This is a genomic window from Hyalangium gracile (assembly GCF_020103725.1).
Lineage (GTDB): Bacteria > Myxococcota > Myxococcia > Myxococcales > Myxococcaceae > Hyalangium > Hyalangium gracile.
The window spans coordinates 33,654-48,710 of the sequence record NZ_JAHXBG010000033.1 but is presented as its reverse complement, the minus strand read 5'-3'; the positions used below and the strand labels follow the sequence as shown (position 1 = coordinate 48,710).

General features: G+C 70.0%; 9 protein-coding genes. 4 read left to right on the top strand and 5 right to left on the bottom strand.

The annotated features are described in order from the left end of the window. Positions 1-384 precede the first annotated feature (384 nt). A complete protein-coding gene (locus KY572_RS41220; RefSeq protein ID WP_224249236.1) occupies positions 385-1,353 on the bottom strand; it encodes a pectinacetylesterase family protein in 969 nt (322 codons plus the stop codon). Positions 1,354-1,626: 273 nt separating this feature from the next. Here KY572_RS41220 and KY572_RS41215 point away from each other — a divergent pair, with 273 nt between their 5' ends. Further along, on the top strand, positions 1,627-2,733 hold the full coding sequence (locus KY572_RS41215; RefSeq protein WP_224249235.1) for a terpene synthase family protein: 1,107 nt from the start codon (positions 1,627-1,629) through the stop codon (positions 2,731-2,733). A gap of 15 nt (positions 2,734-2,748) precedes the next feature. Here the strand turns inward: KY572_RS41215 and KY572_RS41210 are convergent, their stop codons facing one another. The 3 genes from KY572_RS41210 to KY572_RS41200 are packed head-to-tail and all read right to left on the bottom strand — an operon-like array spanning position 2,749 to position 5,659. Next, positions 2,749-4,422 carry an AMP-binding protein gene (locus KY572_RS41210; protein WP_224249234.1) on the bottom strand — a complete coding sequence of 558 codons (1,674 nt, stop codon included), beginning with the start codon at positions 4,420-4,422 and terminating at the stop codon, positions 2,749-2,751. After that, a complete protein-coding gene (locus tag KY572_RS41205) occupies positions 4,419-5,375 on the bottom strand; it encodes an SAM-dependent methyltransferase (protein ID WP_224249233.1) in 957 nt (318 codons plus the stop codon). The genes KY572_RS41210 and KY572_RS41205 overlap by 4 nt, the downstream gene beginning before the upstream one ends. Next, positions 5,372-5,659 (bottom strand): acyl carrier protein, encoded by a 288-nt coding sequence (locus KY572_RS41200; RefSeq protein WP_224249232.1) that lies wholly within the window; start codon positions 5,657-5,659, stop codon positions 5,372-5,374. The genes KY572_RS41205 and KY572_RS41200 overlap by 4 nt, the downstream gene beginning before the upstream one ends. A 262-nt stretch (positions 5,660-5,921) precedes the next feature. On the opposite strand from KY572_RS41200, the gene KY572_RS41195 reads away from it, so the two are divergent. The 3 genes from KY572_RS41195 to KY572_RS41185 all read left to right on the top strand — a co-directional run bounded on the left by KY572_RS41195 (position 5,922) and on the right by KY572_RS41185 (position 14,350). Next, entirely contained in the window at positions 5,922-9,503 is a 3,582-nt protein-coding gene (locus KY572_RS41195; RefSeq protein WP_224249231.1) for a serine/threonine-protein kinase, read from the top strand. A 2,102-nt stretch (positions 9,504-11,605) separates the two neighbouring features. Further along, a complete protein-coding gene (locus KY572_RS41190; protein ID WP_224249230.1) occupies positions 11,606-12,940 on the top strand; it encodes an SPFH domain-containing protein in 1,335 nt (444 codons plus the stop codon). 3 nt (positions 12,941-12,943) lie between these two features. Further along, the gene (locus KY572_RS41185) at positions 12,944-14,350 is read left to right on the top strand and encodes a hypothetical protein (protein WP_224249229.1); all 1,407 of its coding nucleotides are present in this window, start codon (positions 12,944-12,946) and stop codon (positions 14,348-14,350) included. Between the two features lie 19 nt (positions 14,351-14,369). Here KY572_RS41185 and KY572_RS41180 read toward each other — a convergent pair whose 3' ends face one another. Further along, positions 14,370-14,921 (bottom strand): C40 family peptidase, encoded by a 552-nt coding sequence (locus KY572_RS41180; protein WP_224249228.1) that lies wholly within the window; start codon positions 14,919-14,921, stop codon positions 14,370-14,372. Positions 14,922-15,057 lie beyond the last annotated feature (136 nt).

The following is a 15,057-nucleotide window of genomic DNA, read 5'->3' as shown; positions in this document are numbered from 1 at the left end:
GACGCTCCCAGTGTGTCCCGCCGGTGTGGCGGGATGAACACTCCCTGAGCAACGCGGGTGCCATGAGAGCGCGGCGCCAGAGTCCTCGATCTTCCTCGCGAGGCTGCGCGAGGAGGCGTCGGCTGCGCGGTACTCCACCTCGCCCGAGGCCTTTCGCAACGTCCTCGGCCCTGCAGACAACGAGCCTGAAAGAGATGGGACGAAGCTCAGGCCCTATCTGTGCCGACAAATCAAGCGTAGGGGCTACCTCGTCCCGCGACCAGCAGGCCCATGCCGCCTTCGACGCGGCGACCTCGTGCGGCGAACTGGTATGACAAGCATACCAGTCGGCGGCGCTCTGGTCCGACACCGGGCTGCCGGCCCGTCGATGGGGCGCCGCGAGCGTCAGCGCACGTTGCTCCAGCCCGGGTCGCCGACGGCCCACTGACGGATCCAGCTCTCGAGCGACACGCCTCCGGGACCCATCAGCGTCTTGTAGTCGTCCAGCATGCCGTGGCTGTTGCCCGTCACGACGAAGGAGCGCGTGTTGGGGCGCGAGTACTGGTTGGCCAGCAGCGCGTTGGTGGCGCTGACCATCTGGCCCGCCGAGTAGTTGAAGTAGGAGCTGAGGACGCCGTCGTTGTCGTAGGCGAGCAGCCCCAGCCGCCGGTCCGGCCAGCGGGTCGCCAGCGTGTCGATGAGGGCCGGGAGCCGCTGCGCGCAGTCCGTGCAGCCCTCGGGGAAGCGAGGTTTCCACGCGGTGAACATCGCCTGCCAGCGCTCGGCCGAGGGCATCACCACCTGGGCGCTGTCGGCCAGCAGGTCCACGCGCGCGTTGGGGAAGGCCAGCGAGAACTGATCGAAGTTGAGCTGGGCCCCATAGCCACCAGCGCTGGTGCCGGTGAGCCAGATCTGCTCGGTGTCCGGGAAGGTGGCCTTCAGGTGCTCCAGGAACGCCGCCACGTTCGAGGCTCCCACGTGGTGCATCTTCCGATCCGGACGGGTGCTGTCGTAGCCGCGGATGGCATCGCCCCCGTGCAGATCTCCGGTGCAGTAGGGGATGTAGACGAAGTGCGCGTCGCGGAAGGGGTTGGCCGCATCCTGGCGCTCCGTCACCTTCGCCGCGGAGAGCCCCGCCACCTCCGAGTCGAGCAGCGCCTGCGTATACGTGTCCTCCACGTGGGCGGACGTCCTCAGCTGGTAGCAGGTGATGAAGTCCCAGCAGGCGCCACCGCCCGCCATGTACACGAACACGCGTCGGCTGCCGCCGGGTGCCGGGTTGAGGCCGATGCCCGCGGGCGTGCCGTTGCCGCACCGCGTCTCCGGGAACGGCACCCACGTCCACTGGTTCTCGGGCGCGGAGATGGGGCCCACGCTCCCGCCGTCCGGAGTACCCGCGTCGGGTTCCGGAGTCACACTGGGAGTGGAGGAGTTACAAGCTGCCAGGAAAACCAGGAGCAAGGGTGCAAGGGAGCGGTGCAAGGCTTCTCCAGAGGAGCGAGGCATGAAGTGCAAGACTGGGCTGCGTCTGTCGGAGAGCTTACCGTTCCGATTCGTCGCGGCCTGCTCTCCCTCTCCCCGCTCGACCTCCCCTGTGCATGAGCTGACAAGGCCCGACGAACGCTCGTCTCATTGGAGGCCTCCGCCATGCACAGTCTCAGCCTTTCGCCGGCTGTCGAGTTCGATCTCGGAACCGTCTCGCGCGCTCGCCTCCAGGGGCGGCTCCACCTGGTGGATGTTCCCGGGCATGGCTGGCCACGCCCCGTGGCCACGGCCGAGGAGATCTCCCGGGCGGAGCAGGAGTGCATCGCCTGGGCCTTGAAGACGGGGCTCGTGAAGAAGGGCGAGCCCTACTTCCACAAGTTCGGTCAGTCCCGGCTGGCCGCGCTGGCGGCCTGCACGCTGCCGGATGTGCCGATCCACCGCTCGGTGTGGTTCATCCAGCTGCAGGCGTTCATCTTCACGCTGGATGACGCGCTGGACAACCTGGTCGATCTGCGCGCCGGTGAGCAGTACCTGCGCTACGGGCAGCTCCAGGAGGTCTTCGGCCTCTTCATGAGGGCCCTGGTGGGAGAGAACCCGCGGGTGGAGGGCTCCGTCGCGGACTTCCCGCTCGTCGAGCCGTTCCGCGACGTGCTGGTGGAGGTGCGCCAGCGCGCGCTCGAGAGCGGGATGGAGCTCTCCTGGTTCATCGCCAGCATGGCGCACTACTTCGAGGCGCTGGCCTGGGAGCATGGCGCGCACACCGTGGCGGGCTACGCGCCCTCGCTGTCCACGTACATGCACAACCGGGAGCAGACCATCTCCTATCTCCAGTCGATCGAGTCGTTCCTCATCATCCAGGGCATCTCGCTGTCCCCGGCGCACCGGCAGCTCCATCCCGTGAAGCTGCTGCTCACCAATGCCTGCCGGCACGTCATCCTGATCAACGACGTGTTCTCGCTGGCCAAGGAGATCGCCTGCGGCGAGCTGGACAACGTCTTCCTGCTGGACCCGGAGAAGGACCGCGGCTCCCTGGCCTACCGCTTCAAGACGCTGCTCGATCAGCTCAACACCCTGGCCGCGGACATCGCCCACATCGCGCTCAAGCTCCAGGAGGCCTTCCCGGACGATGGAGACCTGAGCGCCTACACGACGACCATCATCGACAGCGTGAACGGGCACATCGCCTGGTACGCCGAGAGCCAGCGGTACGGCCGCTACGTGCGGCCACCCACCCTCATGGGCTTCGAGGCCAAGGCCATCGGGCAGTGACGGCCCGGGCCGGGCTCACACCAGCGTGCCGGTGAGCTGCCCGGCGGCGATGGCCTCGGAGATGGCCTTGCGCTTGAGCTTTCCGCTCGTCGTCTTCGGCAGCGTGCCCGGAGGCACCAGCAGCACGTGGTCGATGGCGATGCCGTGGGCCCGGAGGTGCTCGCGGATGCGAAAGCCCAGCGACCCCTGGGCCTCGGGCTCCAGCTTCGTCTCCGCCAGCACGTACGCCAGCTCCGTCTGCCGCTGCTCCGAGCGCACGCCCACCGCCGCCACGCACCCGGCCCGCACTCCCTCCACCGCGGAGGCGAGCTCCTCGAGGATGGACGGAATCAGGTTGTGGCCGCCCTTGATGATGAGCTCCTTCTTCCGCCCGGTGATGAAGAGCGAGCCCTGGGCCTGGTAGCCGAGGTCCCCCGTCCGCAGCCAGCCCTCCCGCACAGCGGAGGCGGTCAGCTCCGGCTCGCGGTAGTAGCCATCCATCAGCGTCGCCGAGCGCACGAGGACTTCTCCCTGCGTGCGCTCCGGCACCGGCTGGTCCTGCTCGTCCACCAGCCGCACCTCGGTGTGGGGGATGGGGCGGCCGACGCCCGTGAGCTCCAGCGCGCCCGGGCCCTCCTCGCACGGCACCGCCCGGCCCTCGCGCTCCAGCAGCGCGCGGTCCACGCGGTCCACCACCGTGGGGGCCAGCTTCTCCGGGAACGTCACCGCCACCGTGGTCTCGGCCAGCCCGTACACCGGGAAGAAGGCCTCGGCCCTGAAGCCGCACGGGGCGAACCTGTCACTGAAGCGCCGCAGGAGCTCCGGCGAGATGGGCTCCGCGCCGATCATCGCCACCTCCCACGCGCTCAAGTCCAGCCCCGCCTCGCGTGCCCGGTTCGCCAGCGCCATGCAGATGGCGTACGCGGAGGGAGGCGCCGCGCAGATGGTGGCGCGGAACTGGCTCATCGCCTCCAGCCAGGAGAACGGCCGCTGCCGGAAGTCCAGCGGCGACAGCATGTGCGCCGGGAAGTCGTTGAAGAAGGGGAACAGCAGCCCGCCCAAGAGCCCCATGTCGTGGTGCAGCGGCAGCCAGGAGACGGCCACCGCATGCGCCGGGGAGGGCAGGGCGCGGCTCATGCTCTCCATGTGGAGCATCACCTTCTCGTGCGAGAGCACCACCCCGCGCGGGTGGCTCGTGCTGCCGCTGGTGAGCTGCACCACGCACGGGCCCGGCGCCGCGTCCGGCTCGGGCTGGAAGCTGGACGCCCGGCCCTCCTCCACCAGCGTGTCGGCGATGATGAGCGTGGGCCCCTCGCCGCTGCTCCCGCTGGCCATGCCCGCCAGCATCTCCGAGAGCACCAGCGCCTTCGCGTCCAGCTTCTTCGCCGTGCTCCGAAGCTGCTCCAGGTAGCTGTCCAGGTCCGCCAGCCGGTACGGCACGCCGAGGATGCTCGGCACCGCGCCCAGCGCCCACACGCCGAACAGCGTGCTGACGGAGGGCCGGACGTCGGGGACGAGCATCATCACCCCATCCCCCGGGCGCACGCCTCGGGCATGGAGGGCCGCGGCCACCGCTCGCGCCTCCTCCCACGTCTCGCTCCAGGAGCGGGACAGCCACGCGTCCCCCTCCTTATAGCGGATGGCGAGACGCTCCCCGTGGGCCTGCGCTCGAGCACGCAGCAGGCCCGCCAGCGTCCGGGGGGCTGTCACTTCGCGTTCCCGGGGATGGGCCAGCCCGCCACGTGCACCTTGGGCGCGCCCTTGGTGGCCAGGATCATGTACTCGAGCGCCGTGCGCCTGGCGAACGACAGCTTGGCCACCGTCATATAGCCCTGCAGCACCTTGGAGAAGCCGGGCGCCATCGCCTCGATGCGCTCGCGGTTCTTGCGCACGTTGTCGATCCAGTAGCCCAGCGTCTGCACGTACGAGCTCGTCAGGTCCTCCACGTGCAGCAGATCCAGCCCCGCGCGCTCGATGAGGGCCAGCTCCTCCGACAGGCTCAGCAGCCGGCAGTAGCCCAGCGCCGTGACGAAGATGTAGCGCGTGGCGTTGCTGTCGCGGTCCCCGCGCTGCTCCGCCGGGAAGTAGCAGTCCGAGATGAACAGCCGGCCCCCGGGCTTCAGCGTCCGGCCCACCAGCTGGTGGATCGTCTCCCGGTTGTGCATGTGGACGATGCTCCCGGAGAAGAGCACCACGTCGTAGCTCTCCGGCGCGGGGTTCAGCTCCTCCACGTGCTTGAGGTCCACCCGCACGCGGTCCGCCACGCCCCAGTCCTTCGCGCGCTGCAGCGCCACCTCGCGCTGCCTGCTGCTCAGGGTGATGCCCTGGAACTGCCCCTGGGTGTGCTGCGCCAGGTACAGGAGCAGGCTCCCCCAGCCGCAGCCCACGTCCAGCACCTTCTCGCCGGGCTGGATGTTCAGCTTGGCGGCCACGCGCGCGAACTTCCGCTCCTGCCCCGTCTCCAGGTCCTCCTCCGGCGACAGGAACACCCCCGTGGAGTACGCCAGCCGCTTGTCCAGCACGAGGCTGAAGATCTCCGGGTTGTGCTCGTAGTGCTGCGCGACTTCCCGCGCCTCGTGCGCTCGCTGCTGCTCCGGGGTGCGCTGGGCGGCGGCGCGCTCGTCCGGGTGGCGCAGCTCCAGGTTCACGGACTGGGTCGTCATACGGGCCTCCCCTTCTTCTGCTGGGCGAGCTGCGCCGCCACGAAGCGCGCCAGGTCCTCCACCGTCTTGAGGTTGGCCTCCGCCGGCGAGGCCATGTCCGGCATCACGAAGCGGAAGCGCTCCTCCAGGGCGATGTTGATCTCGATCATCGCCATGGAGTCGATGCCCAGCCCGCCCTCCAGGCTGGCGGTGAGGGGCACCTGCTCCAGCGGACGCTTCAGCGCGCTGGCGATGATGTTGCGCACTTCCCGGCCGATCTCCTCGAGCGGCACATGGTCTGCCACGGGGCTCTCCTAGGTTGAGGTGCCGGGCTCCGGGCCGAGCAGGCCGCGTGCCGTGCAGCTGCCTGCCTCCGAGGAGCCGCACCGATGGAATTTCCGGACGTTAGGTCGCCCGGTGGAGTCTCGCAACGGGAGAGGGGCACCTCGTGCGTGCCGCGTGGGATGTGGCGGGTTGAGTCACTGGAACCCCGCCTTTCTGTTGGGTAAGCCTCTGCCGATTCGCTTCACCCGCCCCAAGCTGGCATGCTTGGAGTTTTCCAGGACGATGGCACCTCCTCCGCCGGATAGAGCCGACGTGAAGGGTGTCTCCGGGGCGCTCGAGCCGGGGACACAGGTGGGGACGTACGTCATCGAGGACATGCTGAGCTCCGGCGGCTTCGGGGTGGTGTACCGGGCAAGGGACCCGGAGCAGCGGCAGGTCGCCATCAAGGTCAGCAAGCACTCGGCGAAGTCCATCACCGCGCAGCAGCTCGTCTGGCAGCAGAACGAGATCGAGGCGCTGGCGCGGCTGCGGCACCCCTCGCTGGTGGAGGTGCTGGGCTACGGCTTCATGGAGGATGGGCGCCTGTACCTGGTGATGGAGATGGTGCACGGCGCGGTGCTGGGCCACTACCTCCAGGAGAAGGGGCCGCTGGAAGTGCTCGAGGCGCTGCAGTTGACGCGCCGCATCGCCGAGGCGCTGGCGTACTGCCACGAGTCCAAGGTGCTCCACCTGGACCTGAAGCCGGCCAACATCATCATCGTGGACCCGGTGGAGCCGAAGGTGAAGGTGCTGGACTTCGGCCTGGCGCGGCTGTCCAGCGGCTTCCGCACGCACGAGGGCGGGCCCATGGCCGGCACGCTCGCCTACATGGCCCCCGAGGGATTCTTCGGCTCGGGTGATCGCTTCACGGAGAAGGCGGACCTCTACGCGCTGGGGACGCTCTTGTACGAGATGCTCTCGTGCATCCTGCCGTACCCGAGCAACGCCTCGTACGCGGCGCTGGGCTCGCTCAAGCGGGCGGGGAAGATGACGCCGCTGGAGCAGGCGGCGCCGCTGGTGCCCGCGCCGGTGGCGGCGCTGGTGCGCTCGCTGCTCGAGCCGGACGTGACGCAGCGCTTCGGCGGGGCGAGCCGGCTGGCCGCGCGGCTCAAGGGGCTCTATTTCGACCTGCTGCACGGCAACACGGGCGAGGGGATGCCCGCGCTGCCTCCGGAGATGGTGTCGGACGACGTGCCCTTCGTGGGGCGCGCGCGGGAGGTGGCGCTGCTGCGCGAGGCGGTGGACGCGGTGGTGGACCGCCAGGGCCGCGCGCTCATGCTGGTGGGCGAGGCGGGCATGGGCAAGAGCCGCCTCATCTCCGAGGTGCTGCTGTCGCAGGAGGTGAGCGCTCGGGTGCTGGTGGGGTACGGGCGGTGCCGGCAGCTGGGCGAGCTGGTGCCGTACTCCCCGCTGCGCGAGGCGCTGGGGCAGATGGTGGAGCTGCTGATGGGCATCCGCAGCGAGCCCGGGCACCGCGTGCGGTACGTGGCGGGGCAGGCGCTGGCGGGAGATGCCCAGGAGCTGCGGCGGCTGGTGCCGGAGCTGAGCCGGCTGCTGCCCGAGAGCTCCGAGCGCGAGAACGAGGGCGTCATCGTCCAGGGCCTGGGCGCCGAGCGCGTGGGCAAGGCGCTGATGCACCTGCTCACCGCCCTGGGCTCGGCGCGGCCGCTGGTGCTGGTGCTGGAGGACGTCCACTGGGCGGATGACGGCACGCTGGCGGTGCTCTCGAAGCTCACGGCCTCGCCGCCGCCGGGGGTGCTGCTGCTGTGCACCACCCGCCCTCCGCCCCGGCTGGCTCGCGCGGGCGAGCTGGAGATGATGACGCTGGACGCGCTGGGCCCCGAGGAGAACGACCACCTGCTGGCGACGCTGGCGGGCGGGGCCAGTCCGGCGGTGGTGAAGGCGCTGGTGCAGTCGGTGCCATTCCTGGCCAGCGGCAACCCGCTCGTGACGGCGCAGATCATCCGGGACCTGCAGGCGAGCGGGTACCTGTCGCGGGAGCAGGACGGGCGCATCCGCCTGTCGGACCGGCTGCGCGGCGAGTACCGGCCTCCGGACTCCGTCTCCACGGTGGTGGGGCGCGTGCTGGATCGGCTGGACGAGGAGGTGCTGAAGGTGCTCCGGGTGGCGGCGCTCTTCGACCGGCGGTTCCGGCTGTCGGACCTGGAGGCGCTGGGGCTGTTCTCGCCGCTCGAGGTGCGCGCGGCCATCACCGCGGCGGAGGACCAGCGGCTGTGTGTCGTGTCGGGAGACCGGTGCACCTTCGTGCATGACACGCTGCGCGAGCGGCTGGCGGCGGACGGCAAGCTGGAGAACGTGGCGGACATCCACCGGCGCATCGGCGAGCGGCTGCGGCAGCGGGCGGCGCCTCCGGGGACGCTGGGCTACCACTGGGAGAAGGCGGGCCAGCCGCTGCGGTCGGCCAGCGCGTACCTGGAGGCGGGGCTCGAGGCGGACCGGCTGCTGGACCCCATCGGGGCCGGGCAGCACCTGCGCAAGGCGTTCACGGTGGCCAGCTCCCAGCCCGTCTCCGCGGAGCGGGATGACTTGCTGGTGCAGTCGCTGCATGGGCTGGTGCGCATCGGCTGTCTGCTGGGGAGCGCGGCGGAGATGCTGCGGTACCTGGAGCTGGGGCAGGCGATGCTGGAGAAGCCCACCCCGGAGCAGCGGCTGGCGCTCAACAGCTCGTGGGCGCGGGCGTACTACGCGCAGGGCAACTTCCCCCGGGCGCTGGAGTACAGCGAGAGGTGCCTGGAGGCGGCGGCGGAGCCGCACCTGCGCTCCTACCTCTATGCCCCCTTGAGCATCATGGGGCGTGCGCTGTCGGGCTCGGGGCGGTTCGGGCCTTCGGTGTCCATGCTCACCGAGGCGGCGGCGCAGTCGGCGGAGGCCGGCGAGTACGTGGAGCAGACGCACTCGGAGGGCATCCTGGCGCTGTCGCTGGCGTACTGCGGCGAGTTCAAGAAGGCCCGGGAGTACGCGTCCTCGGCGGCGCGCATCGCCCTGCGGCTGGGCAACCCGGTGCGGATGGCGGCCTCCACCTTCTATTACTCGGTCATCGCGGAGGCGGAGTTCCGCTGGGACGAAGGGGTGCAGCGCAGCGCGGAGCTGCTCGCGTTCAGCGAGGCCTACGGGATTACCGGGCTGTACCTGTGCATGGGTACCTTCTATGCGGGCCGGCACCAGTTCCACATTGGCCGGCTGGATCGGGCGCGGCACCTGCTGACGCACGCGCTGGGGCTGGCGAAGCAGCAGGGCACCTCGTATGGCATGTCCCTGGCGTACGCGTTCCTGGGGGATGTGGAGTTCGTGGCCGGCCGCCAGGTCGAGGCGAGGACGGCCTATGAGAAGGGCCTGGAGCTGGCCAACGCGGGGGCGATGGACGAGCAGGCGGCGCCGCTGTGCCTGATTGGCCTGGCGCACCTGCAGGCCCTGGCGGGTGGGGCGGTGGAGCAGGTGAAGGCCTTGGCGGACGAGGCGCTGAAGCGGCTGCGGGCGGTGGAGAACCTGAGCAACCAGATTCCCACGCTGCAGCGGTACGCGGAGGCGCTGGAGGAGCGGGGGGACGTGGCGGGGGCGGCCCGGCACTATGAGGCGCGACAGGTGCTGGTGAAGAAGCTGGGGCTCGCCGAGTGTGACTTCTGGCCGCGGATCGTTCCGGGGCCGCAGGTGGAGCCGCTGCCGCCGAGGCAGTACTGGAAGAAGGCCAGCTCGCGCCTGTCATCCTCCAGCCACCGGGTCAGCAGCCCGGAGGACTTCAACGCGGAGACGGTGGTGCGGGCGGCCGCCTCGCAGGGCTCGAACGGCGGGCAGAACGAGGGCTGAACCCGGTCAGGGCGAGCCTTGAGAGGCGGCCGGTTGGCAGGTGGGTCCGGGGATGGTGTCCGCGCAGAAGAAACCCTCCAGGCAGGTCGAGGGAGCACTCTTCTGACAGGGCCGGCTGCATGAGCCATTGCCGCATAGCAATCCGGCCTCGCATGCGGATTCCAGGTTGGAAGGAATGCTGATGCAGCGCTCTCCCTCTCTGCGCATGCCTTGAGGGATGCAATACCGGATCGCGGGACTCCCTGGTGCCGCGCGCAAGGGGGAGCACGCGAAGCCCTCGGGACACTGGGTGTCCGTGACGCAGAGGCTGTCCGTGCAGTAGCTCTTCCTCACGCGAGGATCCGCGAGACAGCCCAAGGGAGGCTCACAGTCCGTGCTCTGCCGGCAATCACGCTCGTAGGTCCCCAGACGGCCCCGCGCTTCAGGGGAAAGCATGGGGCTGACCTGCACACCCTCGGGGACCTGGACGAGGGGCTCTCGAGGCCCCGTGTTCATGAGCACGTACAGGAGGGGAATCGGAATAAGGAGCCCAGCCGTGATTCCCGCAACGGCTCGCCAGTTCACCCGCATATTCTACGGCACTGCTCGGTGTTGGGGTCTGGGACGCAATACTTCTCGTACTCTTCGGCTGAGCAGCCCTCCCCATCCTCATCGAGGTTCTCCCGTACGTCTCGATGGACGGCTGTGTCGATGGTGCCGCCCCTTCCAAAGGAGTGAGGGCACCCCAGTGCCCCCACGAGTGAGAGCGCACACAGCCCAGCCATCTTCCAGCGCACGCGCAGCCCCTCCGGTGACAGGCACAGGCTAGCAGAACCCCCTCGCCGAACCCGGTCAGGGGGACTCAGGAGGCTCCATGTCGGGCTGACACATCCAGGGCTGCTGTGGGATGCGGCGCTGGCAGGTGAAGCCCGGCTCACAGGTGTTGGGGCCCTCGGGCTCACAGGCCTTGCGGCACACGCGCCCTTCACACACTGCGCCCTCGGGACATGGGGGGAGCCCCTTGTCGCACTGAGGGAAGCACTCCATCCAGACGTGTCCCACCCGGCGGGTGGCGAAGACGGCCATGCAGTTCTGCCCCGTGGCGCAGGGGGTCTGCTCGCAGTTCTGCCCGTAGACCACCGCGCAGGCCGAGGCACCGCCCAGGTCGTGGATGCATTGCTGCCCTTCAGGACAGGCTCGCCCGTCGCAGGTCGGGCGGCACGCTGGGCCTGGGATGGTGTCCGCGCAGAAGAAGCCTACCGGGCAGCTCTGCGGATCCTCCCTGTGGCACGGGCGGCCACACCAGCCGTCGGCGCACAGCAGCCCTGCCTCGCAGGCGCTGGCGGGATGGCTGGGGATGGACACGCAGCTCTCTCCTTCCTTTCGCAGGCCTGGAGGGATGCAGTGGCGCACCAACGGGCCTTGTTCCCGGGTGGGTAGCGGATGGCAGGCGAAGCCGGCGGGGCACTGCGCATCCGTCTCGCACGTGCTGTCGGCGCAGTAGAACCACCCCGCGCGGGAGTCGAAGAGACAGCCCAGCGGGGGCTCACAGTCTTCTGGGTGGAGGCACTCCCGGTGGTAGGTCTGGAGGCGCAGGCGCTCTTCGGCCGAGAGCACCGGGCTGACGGGCCTTCCTCCTGGGGAGTGGACGGGTGGGCCAGGGACCCACGCCCTCCAGAGGATAGCCACGAGAGGAACTGTCAGAAGCAGCCCACCCAGGATGGCGAGCAGCGTGCGCCAGTTCACCCGCATTTTTCGAGGCACTCCTCGAGGTCCTCACCCTCGGCGCAGTAGAGCTCGCGCTGCTGTTTGCTGCACCGGCCATCCTTCAGCCGTTCCATCAGGTCCATGTGCATGGCCTGGTCGACACGCGCAGCCCCTCCGGTGGCAGGCACAGGCTATAGCAGAACCCCCTCACCGCGCTTCGCGTCCTGTGTGCCGCCGGACGCACCCGCTCGCGACGCTGCGCCGCTGGAGCCACACCGCGTGAGTCCGCGCGGCCACGCGCTCTCGTGGGCTCACGCACGCGGCACATGCTCACAGAGCGGACCACTTTCGAGGCCCTGCGCCCACGCGGTGGGTATCCGTCATGCATTGCCTCTCCCGCGAGGGAGAGCGCAGCCATGAACATCCAGAACATCCAAGAGAAGTTGAGCGAAGTCTTGAAGCAGAGTGTCTTCCTGGCCCGCACGGCCGGGGCCGCGGTGGTCAGCAGGGTCCGGTGGTTCGCCTTCACCCCGAAAGGGCGCCGCATCGCGACCGGCCTGGCACTCGCCGGCACCGTCTTCATGGTCGCCTCTTCTCCCCCCATCACCCTGGTCGAGCCGGGCCAGCTCGGCATCCGGATGAACCTGGTCACCGGCAACGCCTCCGAGCTGCGCGAGGGCTGGGCCCTGCTCGTCCCCCAGGTCCACCGGCTCCACCTCTATAGCCTCAAGGACCAGGTCTACCGGCCCGAGCGCAGCATCCACGCCAACGGCCCAGCCCCCTTCCAGTCCGCGGAGGGCCTGTCCATCGGCATCGAGGTCACCCTGCGCTACGCGCTCGACCCGGCCCGCATCTCCGCCCTGGCCACCTCGATGCCCGAGGATGTGGGCCAGGAGATCGTCGAGCCCGTCATCGACGGGGTGCTCCGCCGCCACTTCGCCCAGCACACCGTCCGGGAGATCTTCGCCACCCAGCGCCGGGAGATCCAGAAGGCCATCACCGACGAGATCACCCCCATGCTGGCCAAGGATGGCGTCATCCTGCGCTCGGTCACCCTGGGCAACGTGGACCTGCCCCAGCAGTACCGCACCGGCGTGGAGTCCCTGCTCGCCGAGGAGCTGAGCGCCGAGAAGATGCGCTACACCCTGGAGCTCAAGGAGAAGCAGATCAAGGAGACCGCGCTCCACGCCGAGGCCGACAAGGTCCGGCGCGAGAAGGCCGCCGAGGCCTCCGCCGCCGAGGAGATCATCGCCGCCAAGGCCCGGGCCGAGGCCATGCGCCACATCCTCCCCTTCAAGGAGAAGGAGATCGAACAGCGCCGCCTGGAGGCCGAGGCCGCCAAGGTCAGCCGCCTCACCCAGGCCAGCGCCGAGGCGGATGCCCGCCGCATCGAGGCCGAGGGCGAGGCCGACGCCCGCCGCAAGCTCGCCGAGTCCGATGCCTACCGCCTGGAGGTGACGGGCAAGGCCTCCTCCGAGCAGCTCGCCCGGGAGTCCGAGCTCATCACCAAGAACCCCCTCCTCATCCAGAAGACCCTGGCGGACAAGCTGTCCGACAAGATCCAGGTCATCATCGCCCCGCCCCAGGCCGGTGGCTTCATCGCCGGAAACCTGCTGGGCCAGGCCGCGCCGTCGCCTCGGCACGCGAACACGATGGGCTCGAACCGGTCCGGGGCCAGGCACTCGAACTCCTCCGAGTACGGGTCCGAGTCCGGCGACGGCTCCGAGGACGCGCAGTCACAGGAGGAGTAACCCATGCTCGCCGCCGCGATTCTCACCGTCGCCCTCGTGGTGCAGGACCAGGCGCCCCTGCGCGCCTCGCCCCAAGATGCCGCCCCCCGCCAGGCCACCCTGTGGCAGGGCGAGTGGCTCGAAGTCCGCGGGGAGCGCCAGGGCTTTCTCCAGGTCTACGACCACCGCCGCGAGCGCCCCGGCTACATCCGCCAGCAGCAGGTCCGCGTCTACCCCCTGGACGAGACGAGCGTGCCTCAGCTCCAGGCCGTGGTGGACTTCCTCCGGGACACACCGGGCGCGGAGGCGCTGGGAATCGGCTACACGGCGGCGCTGCTGCGCGCGGCGAACTCCTCCCAGGTGGGCCCGGAGCTCTTCGACGCCATGGGCACCCTGGCGGAGCGGCTGGCGAAGCGGGCCTCCTCCCGAAAGTCCAATGACGAGGCCCTGGCCGCCCACCTCGACGTGGCCTCCAGCTACGGGGTGAAGCTATTGACCATCGAGCAGGAGGGCCGCACGCGCCTCTGCTACGACGGCGAGGCCTTCCGCCGGGTGCTGGGACTGGGAGGCTCTCCGGAAGCCCGGCTCCGGGCGGCGCTCGCGCTGACGCGGCCGGAGTGCATCGACCCCGCGCTCCTCCAGGTGGAGCGCCAGGCCCTGGACGAGTGGCGCGCCGCGGTGCTGGAGCAGGTGGACACCGCCCAGCTCCCCGCCTGGCAGGCCAACCGCCTCCACCTGCGGCGGGCCGAGGTGTACGCGGCGCTGGCCTACCAGTGGGCCCGCCGGGGCGAGGCGCAGCGAGGCGCCAGGGCCAGCGAGCGCTCCGTGGAGGAGCTGGCGCGGGTGCTCAAGTCCGAGCTGGCGGAAGAGGACCGCTCCGCCTACGCCGTGGCCGCCGTCCGGGTGGCCGCCTCGCGCTGGGCCTCCGTGCCCGCCCCCGAGCAGCCGGGCTCCAGCCCCGGCCTCGAGCTGACGCAGGGCAAGCCGGGGGAGACGTGCCTGCGCCTGGTGGATGCGAAGACCCCCGGCACGTCGCTGGCCGCCCACTGCACCTACGGGCTGGTGTGGCCGAGCTCCATCCGCCGCTCGCCGCAGGGCACGGTGGTGACGGTGGCCGTGCAGCTCCTGGAAGGCTGGACGGAGCTGTGGGTCTTCCACCAGGAGGGAGACGGCTGGCTGCTGGACGCGCTCTCTCCGGCCACGATGGACCCGGGTGTGGGCTACGTGGAGCTTGCGGGCTTCACCCCGGACGGCTCCCGGGTGCTGGTGGCCCGTGAGGCCCTCGTGGAGGGCAAGGTCAAGTCCTCCTTCCAGGTGCTCAAGCGGGAGACCCTGCTGCCCGAGAAGACCGCCGAGCGGCCCGATGACTCGGGCACCTTCAAGCGCTGGAGCACCGCCGACTGGCGCAGCCGCACCCTCGCCGTGCGCTGAGCCTCCGCGCCCGGGACGCTCAGTCCCAGCGCTTGATGTCGAGCATCGTGGCCCGCCCCGGGCCTCGGAAGAAGACGAGCAGATCCTGCGGCGTCGTCTCCTTGGGGGTGAACAGCCTGGCGTCCGGGTGCCCGGCCCACTGCATGCAGCGGGCGATGGACTCGCTGCAGAACATGGCGCGCGAGGAGCGGAAGGGGTTGCGCCACTTGCGCTGCAGGAACCGGCCGAACTGGACGACGGACTGGCCCACCAGGCCGCCGAAGTCGTAGACGCTGCCCACCCACTCGCCCAGCCGCAGGAAGCCCGGGTCCAGCGGGAAGGCGGGCTCCAGAAGCGCCACCACCCGGTTCTTCTTCACGAAGCGCGGCCAGGAGATGAGCCGGAAGCCCAGCTCGTGCGCCTCCAGCACCATGTCGCACTGGAAGTCGTCATCCCAGTAGACGAAGAAGCTGTGGCTGCACTCGCTCCTGGTGAACAGCCGCACCAGCCACGAGACGGGGTTGAAGCTGCGCGGCGTCGAGAACCCGATCAGCGTCGTCCGACCCTTCGAGACGGGGACCACTTCGCTCATGTGGTGCTCCTCCCAACAGGGTCACTCTAGCCCCGCTCGCCCGAGCCCGGACAGGGAGCCCAGGCCCGGCTTCCCAAACGCCGGGAATAGCGTGCCAGGGGGGTCTGTCATGCCCCTGCTTTGCGGACGGAGGCCC